Source organism: Methylorubrum zatmanii (assembly GCF_014845115.1).
Lineage (GTDB): Bacteria > Pseudomonadota > Alphaproteobacteria > Rhizobiales > Beijerinckiaceae > Methylobacterium > Methylobacterium zatmanii.
The window spans coordinates 1-16,740 of record NZ_NKUI01000080.1 but is presented as its reverse complement, the minus strand read 5'-3'; the positions used below and the strand labels follow the sequence as shown (position 1 = coordinate 16,740).

16 protein-coding genes are annotated in these 16,740 nt (G+C 68.0%); 9 read left to right on the top strand and 7 right to left on the bottom strand.

Annotation, left to right across the window (positions count from 1 at the left end; translation table 11 throughout):
* The first annotated feature begins 47 nt into the window (after positions 1–47).
* The 5 genes from MZTS_RS11150 (at position 48) to MZTS_RS11130 (ending at position 5,781) form a co-directional block, all read left to right on the top strand.
* Positions 48–773 (top strand): TerB family tellurite resistance protein, encoded by a 726-nt coding sequence (locus MZTS_RS11150; RefSeq protein WP_192283894.1) that lies wholly within the window; start codon positions 48–50, stop codon positions 771–773.
* Positions 770–1,522, top strand: a complete 753-nt coding sequence (locus tag MZTS_RS11145; protein WP_192283893.1) for an N-acetylmuramoyl-L-alanine amidase — start codon at positions 770–772, stop codon at positions 1,520–1,522. The genes MZTS_RS11150 and MZTS_RS11145 overlap by 4 nt, the downstream gene beginning before the upstream one ends.
* A 204-nt stretch (positions 1,523–1,726) precedes the next feature.
* On the top strand, positions 1,727–3,301 hold the full coding sequence (locus tag MZTS_RS11140; protein WP_192283892.1) for a cation:proton antiporter: 1,575 nt from the start codon (positions 1,727–1,729) through the stop codon (positions 3,299–3,301).
* A gap of 778 nt (positions 3,302–4,079) precedes the next feature.
* Positions 4,080–4,229, top strand: a complete 150-nt coding sequence (locus tag MZTS_RS11135) for a hypothetical protein (protein ID WP_192283896.1) — start codon at positions 4,080–4,082, stop codon at positions 4,227–4,229.
* Positions 4,230–4,539: 310 nt separating this feature from the next.
* On the top strand, positions 4,540–5,781 hold the full coding sequence (locus MZTS_RS11130) for an FAD-dependent monooxygenase (RefSeq protein WP_192283891.1): 1,242 nt from the start codon (positions 4,540–4,542) through the stop codon (positions 5,779–5,781).
* Between the two features lie 581 nt (positions 5,782–6,362).
* On the opposite strand, the gene gshB is transcribed toward MZTS_RS11130, so the two are convergent.
* Both gshB and MZTS_RS11120 read right to left on the bottom strand, forming a co-directional pair.
* Positions 6,363–7,331 (bottom strand): glutathione synthase, encoded by a 969-nt coding sequence (gshB, locus tag MZTS_RS11125; protein WP_192283890.1) that lies wholly within the window; start codon positions 7,329–7,331, stop codon positions 6,363–6,365.
* A gap of 106 nt (positions 7,332–7,437) precedes the next feature.
* The gene (locus MZTS_RS11120) at positions 7,438–7,746 is read right to left on the bottom strand and encodes a hypothetical protein (RefSeq protein WP_192283889.1); all 309 of its coding nucleotides are present in this window, start codon (positions 7,744–7,746) and stop codon (positions 7,438–7,440) included.
* A gap of 758 nt (positions 7,747–8,504) precedes the next feature.
* Between MZTS_RS11120 and MZTS_RS11115 the strand changes: the two genes are divergently transcribed.
* From MZTS_RS11115 to MZTS_RS11105, 3 genes are all read left to right on the top strand, one after another.
* Positions 8,505–9,287, top strand: coding sequence for a hypothetical protein (locus MZTS_RS11115; protein WP_192283895.1), 783 nt, complete (start codon positions 8,505–8,507; stop codon positions 9,285–9,287).
* 61 nt (positions 9,288–9,348) lie between these two features.
* On the top strand, positions 9,349–10,017 hold the full coding sequence (gene rnhA / locus MZTS_RS11110) for a ribonuclease HI (protein WP_192283888.1): 669 nt from the start codon (positions 9,349–9,351) through the stop codon (positions 10,015–10,017).
* 10 nt (positions 10,018–10,027) lie between these two features.
* A complete protein-coding gene (locus MZTS_RS11105) occupies positions 10,028–10,606 on the top strand; it encodes a DNA-3-methyladenine glycosylase (RefSeq protein ID WP_192283887.1) in 579 nt (192 codons plus the stop codon).
* 5 nt (positions 10,607–10,611) lie between these two features.
* Here MZTS_RS11105 and zapE read toward each other — a convergent pair whose 3' ends face one another.
* The 5 genes from zapE to MZTS_RS11080 all read right to left on the bottom strand — a co-directional run bounded on the left by zapE (position 10,612) and on the right by MZTS_RS11080 (position 15,592).
* A complete protein-coding gene (gene zapE / locus MZTS_RS11100; RefSeq protein WP_192283886.1) occupies positions 10,612–11,829 on the bottom strand; it encodes a cell division protein ZapE in 1,218 nt (405 codons plus the stop codon).
* Between the two features lie 214 nt (positions 11,830–12,043).
* On the bottom strand, positions 12,044–13,477 hold the full coding sequence (locus tag MZTS_RS11095) for a pilus assembly protein TadG-related protein (protein ID WP_192283885.1): 1,434 nt from the start codon (positions 13,475–13,477) through the stop codon (positions 12,044–12,046).
* Positions 13,462–14,268 carry a TadE/TadG family type IV pilus assembly protein gene (locus MZTS_RS11090; RefSeq protein ID WP_192283884.1) on the bottom strand — a complete coding sequence of 269 codons (807 nt, stop codon included), beginning with the start codon at positions 14,266–14,268 and terminating at the stop codon, positions 13,462–13,464. Before MZTS_RS11090 ends, MZTS_RS11095 begins: the two co-directional genes overlap by 16 nt.
* On the bottom strand, positions 14,268–14,819 hold the full coding sequence (locus tag MZTS_RS11085; RefSeq protein ID WP_192283883.1) for a TadE/TadG family type IV pilus assembly protein: 552 nt from the start codon (positions 14,817–14,819) through the stop codon (positions 14,268–14,270). Before MZTS_RS11085 ends, MZTS_RS11090 begins: the two co-directional genes overlap by 1 nt.
* Positions 14,820–15,127: 308 nt before the next feature.
* Positions 15,128–15,592 carry a YcgN family cysteine cluster protein gene (locus MZTS_RS11080; protein WP_009863468.1) on the bottom strand — a complete coding sequence of 155 codons (465 nt, stop codon included), beginning with the start codon at positions 15,590–15,592 and terminating at the stop codon, positions 15,128–15,130.
* Positions 15,593–15,994: 402 nt separating this feature from the next.
* On the opposite strand from MZTS_RS11080, the gene MZTS_RS11075 reads away from it, so the two are divergent.
* On the top strand, positions 15,995–16,740 hold a 746-nt coding region (locus MZTS_RS11075), incomplete at its 3' end, for a transglycosylase domain-containing protein (protein WP_192283882.1).

The following is a 16,740-nucleotide window of genomic DNA, read 5'->3' as shown; positions in this document are numbered from 1 at the left end:
CCGCCCGACTTTTCCCGCCCCCCTCTCCCTACCGCGCGGGGAGCCCGATGAGCACCGGCCTGTGGGGCAAGATCGGCGGCGCCGGGATCGGTGTGCTGATCGGGGGGCCGATCGGGGCTCTCGTCGGAGGAGTGGCGGGCCATTTCCTCGTCGACCGTGCGGGCGCGCCGTTCGGGCCGACGCCCCGGGATGTGGTGTTCACCACCGGCCTCGTGGCGCTCGCGGCCAAGATGGCGAAGTCGGACGGGGTGGTCACCGATTCCGAAGTGCAGGCCTTCGGGCGGGTGGTGCAGGTGGCGCCGGAGGCCCGCGCGGGCGTGGAGCGGCTGTTCGACCTCGCCAAGGCGACGACCGACGGCTTCGAGGCCTATGCGGCGCAGCTCGCGGCCACTTTCGGCGAGGAGCCGGCCCTGCTCGAAGATGTCCTCGACGGGCTGTTCCACATCGCCACCGCCGATGGGGCGATCCATGAGAAGGAGGAGCGCTACCTGCGGGCGGTGGCGGCCATCTTCGGCCTCGACGAGACGGCCTTCCGCCGGGTCGCGGCCCGGCATGTGCGGTTGGCCGACGACCCCTATCTCGTGCTCGGCCTGGATCCGTCCGCCGATCCGGCGGCGCTCAAGGCGCAGTACCGGCGCTTGGTGGCCGAGAACCATCCCGACCGGGCCCTCGCCCGCGGCCTGCCGCAGGAGGCGGTGGCGATCGCCACCGCACGCCTCGCCGCCATCAATGCCGCCTGGGACCGGATCGCCGCCGAGCGGGGGCTGACATGAGCTTTGCCGCCGACAGCCCGCTCGCGGACGGCGTCATCGCCTCGCCCAATCGGGGCGCACGGGTCGGCGGCGCGCTCGACCTGCTGATCCTGCACTATACCGGCATGCCGACGGCGCAGGCGGCCCTGGAACGCCTGTGCGATCCGGCGGCCGAAGTCTCGGCCCATTACTTCGTGTTCGAGGACGGGCGCATCGTGCAGATGGTGCCCGAGAGCGACCGGGCCTGGCACGCGGGCGCATCGGCCTGGGCCGGGGCCCGCGACATCAATTCCCGCTCCATCGGCATCGAGATCGCCCATCCGGGCCATGCCGGCGGGTTACCTCCTTACCCGGAGCCGCAGATGGCGGCGGTCACGGCGCTGACCCGCGACATCGTCACCCGGCGCGCGATTCCCGGGCCCCGCGTGCTGGCCCATTCCGACGTGGCGCCGGCCCGCAAGGAGGATCCGGGCGAACTCTTTCCCTGGGAGCGTCTGGCGCGAGCCGGCGTCGGACACTGGGTTCCGCCGGCGCCGATGCGGGACGGGCGCTTCTTCGCCCTGGGCGATACCGGCCAGCCGGTGGAGGCGCTTCAGGCGATGCTCGCCCTCTACGGCTACGACCAGCCGGTGACCGGCCGGTTCGACGCGGCGATGGCGGCGGTGGTCACGGCTTTCCAGCGGCACTTCCGGCCCGCCCGCATCGACGGGGTGGCGGATTCCTCCACCATCACCACCCTGCGCGACCTGATCGCCGCCCAGCCGGCCTGATCGCGTTTGCGGTTGCTCAGGCCGGTCTTGGGATCCGCGAGCGGGGAGGGGGCCTGGACGATGGCATCCGCCGCCCCGGCACAATCGGGCGGATGCCGATAAGGCGCCGCGTGCCCGAAAATTCGGAAAGATATCGGGCAGCCCGGCGTTGAGCCGCCGCCATCTCCGGCCCGGGCTCGCGCGTGGTTTCCCGCCATCCCTTCCATGTTCGTGTTTCATTGGATCGTCGGCGTCCTGATCGGGGCGGTTCTGCTTGCCGCCCTGGCCCGGCGCTTGCGCGCGCCCTATCCCGCCTTCCTGGCACTCGGGGGTGTGGGCCTCGCCTTCGTGCCCGGCATGCCAAGCCTCGGGCTCGATCCGGAACTGGCGCTTGCCCTGTTCCTCGCCCCGGTCCTGATGGATGCGGGCTACAGCACCTCGCTGCGCGACCTCATGCGCAACTGGCGCCCCATCGCCGGTTTGGCGGTCGGCGCGGTGGCGGCAACCACGGCGGCGGTCGCGGCCATTGCCCTGTGGCTCGTGCCGGACATGCCGCTCTCCGCCGCCATCGTGCTCGGCGCGGTGGTGGCGCCGCCGGATGCGGTGGCTGCCCTCTCCGTGCTCGCCCATGTCTCCCTGCCGCACCGCCTCGCCACGATCCTGCGCGGCGAGAGCCTCCTGAACGATGCCGCCTCGCTCCTGATCTACCGGCTCGGCGTGGCGGCGGCGGTCACCGGCCATTTCTCCGCCGCGGAGGTGGCCCCGGCTTTCCTGATCGGTGTCGTCGGCAGCCTCGTGGCCGGGCCGCTCGCCGCGCTCGTCTACCTGCGGATCTTGCGCCGGGTGGAAGAGCCGATGAGCACCATCGTGCTGCAATTCTCCGCCGCCTTCGGCCTCTGGATCGTCGCCGAGGCGGTGGAGCTTTCGGGGGTGCTGACCGTGGTGAGTTTCGCGATCACCGTGGCCCGCCGCGCCCCCGGCCAGACCGCGCCGCGGCTGCGGGTGGTCTCGAAGGCGGTCTGGGAGACGGCGATCTTCGTGCTCAACGTGCTCGCCTTCGTGCTGATCGGCGAGCAGATCGGGCCGATCCTGGCCCGGATGTCGCCGGAGCAGGAGACCGCCTACATCTCCGTCGCCGGGGCCGTGGTCGCCACCGTGATCCTGATCCGCATCGCCTGGGTGCTGCCGGCCAGCGCCCTCCGCCGCCTCGGCTTCGAGGGCGGGGAAGCGGCGGGTGACCCGCGACAAGCCCGCGACCTCGGCCTCGGAGCCGGCTTCGCCCTCGCGTGGTCGGGCATGCGCGGCCTCGTCACCATCGCCGCCGCGCTGGCCCTGCCCGAGGGCGGGCCCGGTGGAGGCGCGTTTCCCTATCGCGACCTCATCGTGCTCACGGCCTTCTGCGTCGTGATCGGCACCCTGGTGGTTCAGGGGCTGACCCTGCGGCCGATCCTCGGCCGGCTCGGATTGCGGGACAGCGATCCGGTCGGCTTCGAAGTGGGCCGGGCGCGGGCCGAGGCATATGGGGCTGCGGTCGAGGCCTTGAGGGACGACCACTCGGAGGCGGCCGACGCCCTGCGCCGGGAATTCCATGCCGCCCTGGCCGAGGCCGAAGCCCATGAGGAGGGGCTCGCCCCGGAGGGATTGCCGACCGACGAACCCCGGCGCCGCGCCGTCCGTGCCGCCCGCGACCGGCTTCTCGCCCTGCGCCGGAGCGGCAGCATCGGCGACGATGCGTATTTCGTGCTGGAGGAGGAACTCGACTGGGCAGAGCTCAACGCAACGCCGAGGGCCGAAGCATGAGGAATTGCGGCCGGGGCGCCTGTTCGATCGGTGCGGGCGGTAGCGGAGAGACCTCTCCTGCCCCTCGCCCTCGATCTGCGATGCGACCGAAGGAAGCGTCGAAGGAGGGCTCCCGTGGTTTCGGAGAGTGTCGAAGCCCTGTTTCCAGATCCTTGCGTGGCATCTCAGGAGATGGGCGCGCGTACGAAAGACGACGTTGGACAGGCTCAGCACAATGGCGCAGGCTTGCGGCATTCATCGGACGTTCAAAGACATTTTTGCAGAGTTTATTTATATTTATTCTCTATGAAAGCGTGAGAAATATGTGGAATATGCAAAAATATGAAATCATGACGGGTTTTTATCCGATAAGAATTTAAAATATAAATCTTTTTGCATGCACATTTCGATGGCAGGTTGTAGATATTGCAGATGAAACCTCAATATGGTTTGGCGGAAATCGGGACGACCCACAGCGAGATTTGTGTGAGATTTGTGTATGCCCGCTCATTCAGGTAGAAATGACTGTGAATGATGGGGCGCTGCAAGTGAAGGGGCTCGGGCGCGGCAACCCCTTCGTGCCGCCGCCCTGGAAGGGCGCGCCGCACCGCTTCCGTGCTCTCATCCCCGCCCGGCTCGGCCTTGCGCCGAGGATGGCTCCAGTACCGAGTTCGATGTTCGTCCCGATGGTCCTCGATCCGTTCCCTGCAATTGCCGCCGCTTCTCCGAGAGGCCCGCGCGGCTCCGGTCCCGGGGCGCGAGGCGCCTGTCATTCCGTTGTCGGTCCGTGCTTCCGATCGTGAGCGTCGTTTCTCTCTTGGCGGGAACGATCCTGGCGGCCCAGGCCCATCGCTTCGGCGCGCGCACCGCCCTGGCCGAAACCGTGGCGGGCGCTTTGCTGATTCTCGGCCTCGTGCTGATCGGTTCGGGTCTTCCGCTGTACCGCTAGAGTCAAAGCCCGATCCGCTTGACCGTGCGAAGGGTCGTCGAGAGCGGGGGGGCGGATCGATGGCCCGGCCTTCTCGAATAGCCGCTCACCTCCCTACGATTGCCTTTGGAGGAGGACGTTGAACCGGCCCTCACGACGTCCCGAGCGTTGTACTCCCTACGCATGGAGGTCGCGGCTGCCTGTCCTCCTATTCAGATTTCACTGAGCCGGCTGCACGACCCGTTCGGATGATTGCCCGGCATCGGGGAGTGACCGGCAGAGTTAACTCATGTCATGATGCATGAAACGTCAGACTTGATGGAGAGTCTTGATGCGGATCTCATGTGTCGGTGCGGGGCCTGCCGGACTGTATTTCGCGATCGTGATGAAGCGGCGCAACCCGAACCATGAGATCGTCGTCCATGAGCGAAACCCGGCGGGAACAACGCATGGCTGGGGCGTCGTCTTCTGGGACGATCTTCTTGCCACTCTGCGAACCAACGATCCGGACAGCGCGCAGGCCATCGCGGATCAGGCGGTTCCCTGGTCCGGGCAGGTGGTCGATGTCGAGGGGCAACCGCCGCTTCACTACGTGGATGGAGGCTACGGCATCTGCCGTCGTCGCCTCCTGCAAATCCTCATCGAGCGGGCGCTCGCGCTGGGCGTCGACGTGCGGTTCGAGAGCGAAATCAGCGCGCTGAGTCAGGTCGCCGACGCGGACCTCGTCGTGGCGGCAGACGGTGTCGCGAGTCGGTTGCGGCGGCACCGTGCGGATCAATTCCGGCCGCAGATCGAAGCCGGCCGCAACAAATACATCTGGCTCGCAACGACGCAGCCCTTCCCTTCCTTTACTTTCGGATTCGTTCCGACCCGCGCCGGATGGATCTGGTTTCACGCCTACTCCTTCAAGGAGGGAGTGAGCACCTTCATCGTGGAATGCGCACCGGAGACGTGGGACGGGCTCGGTCTCGGCGCGATGCGGGCGGATGCCGCGTTGAAGGCCTTGGAAAGCATCTTCGCCAAGCATCTCGACGGCCACGGACTGATGAGCCGCGATGGCCATGGCAATACGCTGCCATGGTTGAGCTTCCGCACGTTGGTCAATCGAACCTGGCACGCGGACAACGTGGTGCTGATCGGCGACGCCGCGCATACGACCCATTTCACCATCGGTTCGGGGACGCGTCTCGCCATCGACGACGCGGTCGCGCTCGCCTCGGCCTTGAGCGAGCACGACAGCCTTCCCCGCGCCCTCGACGCGTTCGGCCGCCGCCGCCAGCGCGCCCTCGCTCGCGTGCAACGGGATGCGCGCCTGAGCGCGGAATGGTTCGAGAACCTTCCACGCTACATCCGCTACAACGCACCCACCTTCTTCACACTTCTGCTTGCGCGGCGCTCTCGCCTCCTGAAGCGGATGCCTGCGAGAACATACCTGTATTTACGTCGTAAATATACCAAACTGACGGGTAGCGCGTCCTCACCGCTCGCGCGGATCGGCGGACCAGCGCACCGGTTCGGATCGAAAGCCAGACGCGGCCTCTCCGGCGCCGAATCGGGAACGCCCTGCCCTTGACGCTGTCAGCGCCGGAGCGGGCAGAGCCCATCCCACCGGTGCGGATCGTCCCGACGGCTGCGTGGTGAATGAAACCGCCTCCGGTCCTGCTCCAGCCTTCGAGGCCTCACAACCCGTTCGGCAACGTCTCACCGCGGAGAGCCGCCGGACTCTCGCTCCGGCTCCCGTCTGCTTCTTCGCCTTGAGCTGGCCAAGGTGGAAAGGGCATCCAGTCCGTGAAAGCGTCCGACGCGTAGCCGTGATCGCACGAAGCGACCCGCCAGGGCTCGCTGTCCCCGAAACCGGCCGGATCCCAGCGAATGACGGCTCGGCGGTCCGGCTCGCCCCGGTTGATGGCGATGATCCAGCGGCCGTCACGGGGCGCCCGATCCATGATCCGCCAGCTCCACATCGATCAATCCTCGGATCTTCAGATCTGGGGACTCTTAACGCTGGATCAGGTCGGACCGTTCGGTCCGCTCACCCCAAATCCTCCGTCGCTCGTCGGCCCGGCTTAGCCTTTCGGGAGAATCGCCAGGGGCAGCGGTCGGCGAAGGGCCGGCCCGCCGGGACCGGTCCGGGGCAATCGACCGCGAGCGCCTTCAGAGAACCGGAGCGCCGCCGCGGCGGGCCGAGAGACGCGCCTCGATCGCGTCCCAGACCGACACCGCCAGATCGGGGCCGCCGAGGCGCTTGATCGCGCGGATGCCGGTCGGCGAGGTCACGTTGATTTCGGTGAGATGCCCGTCGATCACGTCGATGCCGACGAGGACCAAGCCGCGGCGCCTCAGCTCCGGGCCGATGGTGGCGCAGATCTCGCGCTCGCGCTCCGTCAACTCCGAGGCGCCGGCCGCGCCGCCGCGCACCATGTTGGAGCGGATATCGCCCTTGGCCGGCACCCGGTTGATCGCCCCCATCGGCTCGCCGTCCACGAGGATGATCCGCTTGTCCCCCTCGGTGACCCGTTCGAGGAAGCGCTGCACCACCCATTGCTCGCGGAAGGTCGCGGAGAACAGGTCGAACATTGATCCGAAGTTCGGATCCTCCCGCGAAACCCGGAACACCGCCGCGCCGCCATGGCCGTGCAGCGGCTTCATGGCGATGGTGCCGTGCTCGGCCCGGAACGCGTCGATCTCCGCCCGATCACGGGAGATCAGGGTTGGCGGCATCAGTTCGGGGAAGTCGAGGACGAACAGCTTCTCGGGCGCGTTCCGGACCTCGGCCGGATCGTTGACCACCAGCGTGCGCGCCGCGACCTTCTCCAGCATGTGGGTGGCCGTGACATAGGCCATGTCGAAGGGCGGATCCTGGCGCATCAGCACCACGTCGACCTCCGACAGATCGATGCGCTGCGGCGGCTGCAGGGCCGCGTGCGCGCCCTCCACATCCTGCACCGTCACCGGCGCGGCATAGGCCGTTACCGAGCGGCCCTGCAGCGAGAGCCGGTCCGGCGTGTAGGTGTAGAGGCGATGGCCCCGGGCCTGCGCCTCCAGCATGAGGGCGAAGGTGGTGTCGCCCGCGATGCGGATCGACTGGATCGGATCCATCTGGACCGCGACGGTCAACGCCATTGTCGTCCCCGGATTGGTCGGTGTTTCCCGCCGGAACCGGCGGAGCGGACCCGTGATGGCCCGCTCCGCTGCATCAGTCTGCCCTGTCGGTGACGGGAATGGAGGATCAGCGCTGACCGCGGGGCTGCGAGGCACCGCCGGTGCGCCGGTCGTAATCGCCGATCGCGGCCTTGCACTCGGGCGAGAGCCGCGCACGGTTGCGGTTCATGCAGGTCTCGGCATCCGGGCTGTTCGGATCGACGCCGGCGCAGAGCCGGAAGTAATCGTTGGCGCAGCCGAGCTGCAGCCCTTGATCCTCCCGCTGGGCCTGAGCGGGGCTCGCCGCCAACAGGGCGAGCAGGGCAAAGGGCGCCAGTTTCAGGGCCGCGGACATGCCGCGTGCCGGGCTGCCAAATCGTGAGAAGTCCGGACGCATCCTGCCTTGTCCTTCGCTCGATCGAAGATGGGTTGGCACCGCATATCGGGCATCCCCCCGTGTTAGCAAGCGCAGCACGATCTCGTGACGCCCGCGCTTCCGAGCCCGGCCCGTTGGCCGGGGGAGCCGAAAAAAAGGCCCCGCAGCGGTCGTCGCGCGGGGCCGAAGTCAAGGGAGGAAACGCCCGCCATGGGCATCGGACCTGCCAGCAAGGACCGTGCCGGATGATGGTCGGTGATCGGCGGCGCTCCTGGGAAAACCCTGCTTGGGCGGTCGCCTCTACGCTGCGCTGCGGCGCTCTGTAGCGGTTCCGGTCGCGAACTTGGCTGCGGATCGAGCCGAGGGCCCGCATCGAAACAATCCGTTAACCACGTCGTGCTGAGCTTGGCCGAGACCGCTCGGCCGGATGGGCCCGTCCCATCCCCGAGGAAAGGCCGTTCGTTCCCGCGCAGCGCCGCTGCGGCGAGAGGGGACCGGCCGCCACCGACACGACGGGACAGGCCCATGACTCCTTCGAAGACCCCTTCGACACCGCCGCCCCTGCACCGGACCGCCCTCTCTCAGCGGGAGCGGAACCCGACTGGCTGCGTCATTCCCTTCGTCGCGGGGACGGGTCGCCGCTTTCGGCGCGAGGCGGACGACGCGCCACGGGGGCAGATCCTGCTATTCACGGGCGTCCGCTACGAGAGGCTGCCGGAGGCTGCCCCGGTCCCGCAGCGCCGGCGCTCGTGACGCGGCCCAAAATCCTTTCCTCCGGCCTGCCTCGTCGCGGGCGCTTCGTTCTTCTGCTGGCGCCGCTCTGGCTGGCCGCCTGCGCGCAGGAGGGCGATTTCGGACGGCCGGCCCGAAGTGCTTGGAACGGTCTCGTGGACACCACCGGGACGCTGGCCGCCCGCGAGCGCGGTACGCCGTCCTCGGCCTTCCCGCTGACCGATGACGAGATTACCCTGCGCGACCGTGCTTGGCGCTTCCTGATGCCGGCCGATGGCCGGGCCGCCTTCGAGGATGCGCTCGCCAATCTGACCCGTGCCCGCGTCCTGCCGCCGAACTGGCGCCGCGACGACCTGCCCAGCTATCACGAAGGTTTGATCTCGGAATCCTTCCGCTCACCCTTCTCGCGCTACCGCAGGTTGTCTGACGACGCGATTGCCGACGGACGATTGATCCCGCCTTTCGCGGCGCTGGCCCAACGCGTGTTCGAGGCGGACACTCTGCGCCTGCGCGCCTTGCCGCTCTCTGGCAGTGTCGATGGCTGGGACGTGCGGCAGGCGGCGATGCGGGTGGCCGAGAATCGCTGCCTCGTCGCCTGGGTGCGGTTGGAAACGACCCTGCGCATCGCCCGTTACCGCTACGCGCTTGAGCATTTTCTGATCGAGATGCCCGGTCGCGAGGCGGTGCCCGCCGAACAGGCGCTCGCCTTCCTCGAAGGGCGCCGGGCCCTTCTCGACCCCCTGCTTCCGCCGGACGCCGCCGCGCGCTGCGGCTTCGGCGAGCCCGCGTCCCAGGCGGTGCTGGCGCCACCGCTGGTCGCCAAATATTAGTGACCGGCGATTAGGCACGGCCCCCTTTCCGACGCGCCGAGCACAGGGCGGTTGAACAGTGATGCGAACCATCGTCTACGCGGATGGCGGCTGCGACCCCAATCCCGGCCCCGGCGGCTGGGGTGTCGTGATCCAGGATCCCACCGGCTGGATCGAGCTGCATGGCGGTGAACGTGCCACCACCAACAACCGCATGGAATTGACCGCCGCGATCCGCGCCCTCGAACATTTCCCGGAAGGGGCTGCCATCGAGATGCGCTGCGACAGTCAGTACGTGGTCAAGTCCGTCACCGAATGGATGCGTGGCTGGAAGGCCCGGGGCTGGCGCACGGCGACGGGGCCGGTGAAGAACATCGACCTGATGCAGCGCCTCGACGCCCTGGCCGCCGCCCGCGACGTGCGCTGGACCTGGGTGCGGGGCCATGCCGGCGAGGACGGCAACGAGCGCGCCGACCGCCTCGCCACCCTCGGCCGGCGCGAGGCCCTCGGCCAGCCGGTTCTGCCCCCGGCCCATCCCGCGCCTGCCGAGCGGATGCCTGCGCCGAGCCCGAGGCCCGGGACGACGCAGGTCGCCCTGAATGCCGAGCTGGCCGAGCAGGTCGCGCGGGCGGCGGGCCAGGCCGGGATCAGTCCTCAGGCCTATCTGGAAGAGGCCGCGCGGCTGGCGCTGGAACTCACGCCGGCCGGCATCGCCAGCGTCCGGGCCGAGTTGCAGCGGAAGGCCTCCTGACGGGCGCTCCATGGATCCCGCCTTCTTCGACAGGCCGGCGGCGGCGGTCGCCGCCGAGCTGATCGGCCGCCGGCTCTGCGTCGACGGCGTCGGCGGCCTCATCGTCGAGACCGAGGCCTATGACCGGACGGACCCGGCCTCCCACAGCTTCGGTGGGCCGACCCGGCGCAATGCCAGCATGTTCGGGCCGCCGGGGCGGGCCTATGTCTACCGCTCCTATGGCCTGCACTGGTGCCTGAATCTGGTCTGCGAGACCGGCAGCGCCGTGCTCCTGCGCGCCCTGGCGCCGACGATGGGCCTGGAGACGATGCGGGCCCGCCGCGGCCTCGATGCGCCGCGCCTGCTCTGCGCCGGGCCGGGCCGGCTCGCCCAGGCCCTCGGCATCGACCTGTCGCATGACGGTTTGCCCCTCGACCGAGCCCCTTTCGCCTGGGGCGAACCGGAGGGATCGATGCCCGTCGCGGCCACGACCCGCATCGGCATCAGCCGCGGCGCCGACACGCCCTGGCGCTTCCTCGTGCCGGGATCGCCCTATCTCAGCCGGCCATTGCCGCGGAAGATGTCCGGCGCCGGTCCGGCGGCAGGGTAGGGGGCTCAGGTCTCGGCCAGCCCTGCGCTCGACTCGGAGGGGCCGCGCCCGTGCGGCATGCCGAGATACTCCTCCGAGCGCATTTCGATCAGCCGGGAGGCGGTGCGCTCGAACTCGAAGGCCTCGCGGCCTTCCGTCGCCTTGTAGAGGCCGGTCGGTTCCGCCGCGGCCGAGGCGACGAGCTTCACATGCGCGTCGTAGAGGGTATCGATCAGCGTGATGAAGCGCTTGGCCTCGTTGCGTTCGGCCTCGCCCATCACCGGGATCCGCGAGACGATCAGCGTGTGATAGGCATCGGCCAGGGCCATGTAGTCAGCCGCCCCCAGGGGCTTGCGGCAGAGGTCGTCGAAGCCGAAGCGGGCGACGCCGCCGGCCTCCTCCGGCACCGGCACCGCGCGGCCCTTCACCGTGACCTGGCCGGGGCTGCCCTTGCTGCGGCCGGTCAGCGCCTTGAAGGCCGCATCGAGTGCCGCCTCCGCCGCCGCGTCCGCCGGAACATGGTAGACGGAGCTGCCGCCGAGCTTTTCCAGGCGGAAATCGGTCCGGGAATCGAGGCGCAGCACCTCCACCCGCTGCTTCAGCTCCGCCACGAAGGGCAGGAACAGGGCCCGGTTGAGGCCGCCCTCGTAGAGCCGGTCGGGCTCGACGTTCGAAGTCGCCACCACCGTCACGCCGCGCTTGAACAGGGCCCCGAACAGGCGCCCGAGGATCATCGCGTCGGCGATGTCGGTCACCGTGAACTCGTCGAAGCAGAGCAGGGTCGCCTCCGCCGCCAGCGCGTCGGCGACGGGGGGGATCGGATCGTCGCCCTTCACCTCGCCGCGCTTCAGCGCCTGCCGGTGGGCGTGGATGCGCTCATGCGCGTCGGCGAGGAAGCCGTGGAAATGGACCCGGCGCTTCGGGCCGGGCGCGACCTCGTGGAACAGGTCCATCAGCATGGTCTTGCCGCGACCGACCGATCCCCAGACGTAGAGCCCCTTGGGTGGCCCGGCATCGTCGTCCTTGCGGCCGAACAGCCAGCCGAGGGCGCTGCCCTTCTTCGCCCGGCGACGGCGTTCCAGGTTCTGCACCAGCCGGTCGAGGGCCTGGACGAGGCGGATCTGGGCCGGATCGCGCTCGATGCTGCCCGTCGCAATCAGGGCATCGTAGCGCTCGCGGACCGGGCCTGGGGACAGCGCGCCGGCGCGGGCATGGTCGGAGGGGGCATGACTGTCGGAGGGCATCCGGCCGATCGTTCGCGTGGTGGGACCGCTCTTCCGGTGAGCGAAGGCGCGGAGGAGACTGAGACGTGTGGCTCGCTTCCGCTGTGCCGCGCCGCGGCACGGCGATCAAGCCGGCGCGGATCAACGGCGCAAACATCCGGACCGATCCGAAGCGGGCCGCGTCACGGCGGCGCCGATGCCGTGACGGGATCTCCGGGCAGCGGTCGCGGTCGCCCTATCGGGTGATGCGGGGGACCTTCAGGGCCTGATCGAACATCGCGCCGAGCGAGGCGGTGATGTCGGCCGCCGTGTTGGCGGTGTAGAAGAAACCCGGCGATGCGCATTTCCGAAGAGGTTCGGCGAGTGTCGGACTGAATCCGTTGACCCGATCGTTCTCCCAGACGATGTAGCTGGTATTGGTGTAGTTTTTGACGAGCTTGTACGGAATGTAGAGGACTGAGATGGTGGCGCCGGCGTTCTTCAGATCGGTGCATTTGTTCGGGTCGATCTGGGCGGGCTGGGAGCCGTCCCATTCGGCGTAGCGGTAGCCCCTGAATTGCGAGGGATTGCCGGTATAGGTCTTTCCATCCTTCCACGCCGAATAGGACTGGCTGTTCTGCATGCCGTCCGTGATCAGGAACACGAACGGTTTCGAATTGGCCGCCGTGGCGCCGTCGCCATAGGTCTGGATGGTCGCCTTCATTTGCGGGAAGGCCGTCTCGAAATGGGTGCCGCCGCTGCCGGTGCCGGTGGTCGGATTGTCGTTGGTGAAGAGCTGCGTGCTGCCGGTATCGAGGAGATTGGTGAAGGCCAGGGGCCAGGCCTTGTCGCACTGGGCCGCCGCTCTCAGGGTGGACAGGGACGTGGTGGTATCGCTGAGCGTGACAAGGGTCGCCAGCCGGTTGATGAACGGGTAGATGCCGATCCGATACTGATTATCCACGACCGGCGTCGAAGCCCGCTTGAGCAATTCGCAGACGGCATTGTTCACCGCATCGGAGCGCAGCTGGATCTTGCCCGCCGCCAGACCCCAGCCGACCTTGCCGGGGAAGTGGCAGGCGAATTGGCAATTGCCTTCGCTTTCCTTGCTCTTGCCGGCGAGCAGCGCCGCATCGGCGTCGGTGGTCGGCAGGCCCATGGAGCCCGACACGTCGACCATCAGGTAGAAGTCGAGATAGCTCGCGATGTCGGCCGAGGCGGTGACGGTGTTGGTGAAGGTCGTCGCCTGAGATCCGAAGATCCGTCCGAACAGCGTCTGGATCGTGGCCGTGTAGGTGATCGAGGACGAGAGTGTCTGTCTGTTCCGTGTCACCTGCGGTGTCGCGAGGCTGACGGTTCCGTAGAGCAGCTTGCCGGCATTGATGTTGAAGGCCTTGACGGCTTGGTTCTGGCCTTCGGTGAGGGCGAGCGTCGTGACGTTGCTCTGCTTGGCATTGGCGACGATATAGGCCTTGGCGCTCACGACGGCGGCGAGGGCCGCAGCATCCGCCGCATTGTCGAGCCGTGTCTTGCCGGCGGTCGCCATGCCGTAATCGACGCCGAGGCCGATGAAGCCGACGATCGGGATCAGGGTCAGGCCGATCACCACGTTGAGGGCGCCGCCGCTGTCGCGATGCAGGGCCTTCGCCCGGCCTCGGAGCCGGCCGATGCGGGTCAGAAGCCGGGACATCTCGTGGCAATCCCATCGGAGTTGGTGAGGTCGTAGTCCACGAACGAGGCGTAGCGTGGCATGACGTAGGCCGAGCGCGCGATCCGGACGCTGGGAAGAATCCCCGAGGCGAAGGTCGGCTTGAAGGTGAAGACCACGTCGATCACCACCAGCGACGCGGCTCCGTAGGCCGAGCGGGGCAGGGTGGTCCGGCTCGGCGCGGCCTTGTCGTCCACCGCCGTCAGGGCTGTGCCGCAGGGCCGGTAGTTGGCGCCCTCCGAAGGCTGGCTCGCGCCCGTGCTGGTCCAGACGACGTTGGCGGTGTAGCAGGCGCTCATGTCAGCGCTGCTAGGGCAGGTCGAGGATTTCTGCTTGAACTGGATGCCGGCGTAGTTGACCGAGATGTCCCGATACCAAGCGATACCTTGTCGCCGGGCATCCCGCATCACGTAGGGAAACAGCACGAGGGTGGAATCGTAGCTGAAATGCAGGTCGCCCGCATCGACCTTCGCCACGGTCTGGCCGGTCGGCGGTGCGGCGCGCGAGATCATCTGGCTGATCGATTGCGCCACCAGATCGACCTTCCGGGTGGCGTCGACATAGGTGATCACTTGCGCCCCAGCGAGCAGGAGCAGGAGCAGCGTCGGCAGAATCAGCGCGAATTCGACCGCGACGATCCCCTGATCGGCCGGGCGGAAGCGCCGCGCATGGAGCGCCAGACCGGCACGGCAGGATCGAAGCCGGCCCGTGACGCGGGTTCCGCTGCCGCCGACCGGCGCCGGATCCGGCTCGGAGGAGGGGCGGGCTGGCATCAGTATTGTTCGTTGCGGAAAGCCGCAGCCGAGACCGCGAGATAGGCCGGCTTGCCGTTATAGGTGGCGCCACCGCTCAGCCAGGACGACACGATTCTGGGCAGGAACGTGATCGGATAGATCACCTGCAGATACTGGTAAGCTCCGCGCACGCCGAGATTGAACTGCCCGGATCCCGTATTCACGTCGGGCAAGGCCAGGCCGCTCAAGTCAGCCTTGACGTAGGTGTAGTATCCGCTCGGCTGCGCGGCTTCCGGCACGATGTAGAGATTCACGATCACATCGTTGCAGGACATCGTGGCCGGCAGATAGGCGCAGAGGCTCTGCTTGAAGCTGGCCAGCGTCGGCGGCGTGGATTGCGACTGGAGGCTGCCGGTGAGGATCTGGCGGGCCGCGCGAGTGGTCGCGGTATCGAGCACTTGGTTGATGTACAGGACCAGTGCCGTCGCCATGGCGAACATCATCGTCAACAGAAACGTCGCGCCGATCAAGGCGAACTCGACGGTTGTCGCGCCCCTTTCGTCTTTGACGTAGCCGGATATCTGCCGCATGCGGGCATGACTAGCGTTCAAAATTTAAGCGATTGATAATTAGATAGCTGAAAGTGTTAGGTGAACTTGGCTTGGTTGAGCGAGAATAAGGTCTGATTACAACCTTTCAACGCTATGGATGGCCAGGGCTGCAAGTCAGCCGTGTGGATGTGGACGTCCCCTCTACCCCGTTTCGGGCCGATGATGTCGGATCGGACCTGCTGCGCCACGGTGGGTGAAGCGGTCGGGGCCGTCGCCCCGCTCGGATCGCGCAGGCGTGGTGCCTGACCCGTCTGCGCCGGCTTGCCGCGCCGGACGCAACGCGCCCCTCAGGCGGCCTCGCTCGGCCAGCGGACGATGCGCTCGATCAGCTCGTCCTCCGAGAACTCTTCCTCGTTGCCGGCGACGCGCCCGCGTACCGAGATCCCCGCCTCGTGCACGCTCGCCTTGCGGCCGGTGAGCAGGGGGTGCCAGGACGGCAGGTCGCGGCCCTCGCGCACCAGGCGATAGGCGCAAGTCGGCGGCAGCCAGGGAATCGTGCGCACCGCCTCCGGGGTCAGGCGCACGCAATCCGGCACGCGCTTGGCGCGGTTGCGGTAGTCGCGGCAGCGGCAGGCATCGGTGTCGAGCAGGGTGCAGCCGACATCGGTGCTGTAGATTTCCCCGGTATCGTCGTCCTCGAGCTTGAGCAGGCAGCAGCGCCCGCAGCCGTCGCACAGGCTCTCCCACTCCGCCGGGCTCATCGCCTCGAGGCTCTTCACGCGCCAGAACGGCTCTTCGCTGCGCTCCGTCATGCCCGGCGCCTCGCTCTCTCAAAACCCGGTGCAGATCCGGTGGATGGTCCGACGATGTCGCCGATCACGACGGTGCCCGCTCGGCGAGGGGCCAGTGAGGGACATGGCCGAGCGTGCCGTTTCGGGACGGATCGCCTCCTCCTGCCGCATGGCGGCGCCGGGGGCAAGGGCGGCCGGCGGATCCGCCATGCGCCGGTCACGATCGGCCGCCACCCTGCTTTAACGTTAACGGAGGGTTGGCGAGGGCGCCGGGGAGACGGTGGCTCGGGGCCTGCGTTCCTTAACGGACGCGAAAGCTCGCGGCCCGTCGCATGTCCTGATACAGAACGTGTCATGACATCGTTTCCTGGGCCGCTGCCTCGCGCCGCCCCGGGCAATGGTTAAGAGAAACCGGAACACACCGTGCGCCTGCCCAGCCTCAAGACGCTGACGACACGGATCAGCCGCGCGGCTCTGGCCTTCGATGCCTGGGTCAACGCGAGTCTCTACGAAGGCGGCCATTCCACCACGGAAGCCTATGAGCGCTTCCAGGCGCGGATGCAGATCTTCTCCTTCCGGGGCTGGAAGCGGTTCGTCCTCGATCTCACCAGCGAAGGCGTCACCCTCGGCACCGCGGGGGCGATGGTGCTGCTGTTCCTGGCGCAGCCCGCCTTCAACCTCACCAGCGACAACTGGCTGAAAGCCCAGGATCTCGCCGTCACCTTCCTCGACCGCTACGGCACCGAGGTCGGGCGGCGGGGCATCAAGCACGACGACTCGCTGAAGTTCGACGACTTCCCCGAGCTGATGATCAAGGCGCTGCTCTCGACCGAGGACCGGCGCTTCTACGAGCATTGGGGCATCGACCCGATCGGCACCGCCCGCGCACTGGTCTCGAACTCGTCGGGCAAGGGCAACGTGCAGGGCGGCTCGACCCTGACGCAGCAGCTCGCCAAGAACCTGTTCCTCACCAACGAGCGCTCCCTGGAGCGCAAGGTCAACGAGGCGTTCCTGGCCTTCTGGCTCGAAGCGCACCTGACCAAGAACCAGATCCTCAAGCTCTATCTCGACCGCGCCTATATGGGCGGCGGCACCTTCGGCGCGGTGGCGGCGGCGGATTACTATTTCGGCAAGCGGCTGCAGGACGTCACCCTGGCGGAGGCCGCCAT

Coding starts and splice junctions, on each gene's coding strand:
- MZTS_RS11085 (WP_192283883.1), bottom strand. CDS start 14,819: ATGCGGCAGATATCCGGCTACGTCAAAGACGAAAGGGGCGCGACAACC.
- MZTS_RS11095 (WP_192283885.1), bottom strand. CDS start 13,477: ATGTCCCGGCTTCTGACCCGCATCGGCCGGCTCCGAGGCCGGGCGAAG.
- zapE (WP_192283886.1), bottom strand. CDS start 11,829: ATGCCCTCCGACAGTCATGCCCCCTCCGACCATGCCCGCGCCGGCGCG.
- MZTS_RS11150 (WP_192283894.1), top strand. CDS start 48: ATGAGCACCGGCCTGTGGGGCAAGATCGGCGGCGCCGGGATCGGTGTG.
- MZTS_RS11090 (WP_192283884.1), bottom strand. CDS start 14,268: ATGCCAGCCCGCCCCTCCTCCGAGCCGGATCCGGCGCCGGTCGGCGGC.
- MZTS_RS11145 (WP_192283893.1), top strand. CDS start 770: ATGAGCTTTGCCGCCGACAGCCCGCTCGCGGACGGCGTCATCGCCTCG.
- MZTS_RS11140 (WP_192283892.1), top strand. CDS start 1,727: ATGTTCGTGTTTCATTGGATCGTCGGCGTCCTGATCGGGGCGGTTCTG.
- MZTS_RS11080 (WP_009863468.1), bottom strand. CDS start 15,592: ATGACGGAGCGCAGCGAAGAGCCGTTCTGGCGCGTGAAGAGCCTCGAG.
- MZTS_RS11120 (WP_192283889.1), bottom strand. CDS start 7,746: ATGCGTCCGGACTTCTCACGATTTGGCAGCCCGGCACGCGGCATGTCC.
- rnhA (WP_192283888.1), top strand. CDS start 9,349: ATGCGAACCATCGTCTACGCGGATGGCGGCTGCGACCCCAATCCCGGC.
- gshB (WP_192283890.1), bottom strand. CDS start 7,331: ATGGCGTTGACCGTCGCGGTCCAGATGGATCCGATCCAGTCGATCCGC.
- MZTS_RS11105 (WP_192283887.1), top strand. CDS start 10,028: ATGGATCCCGCCTTCTTCGACAGGCCGGCGGCGGCGGTCGCCGCCGAG.
- MZTS_RS11130 (WP_192283891.1), top strand. CDS start 4,540: ATGCGGATCTCATGTGTCGGTGCGGGGCCTGCCGGACTGTATTTCGCG.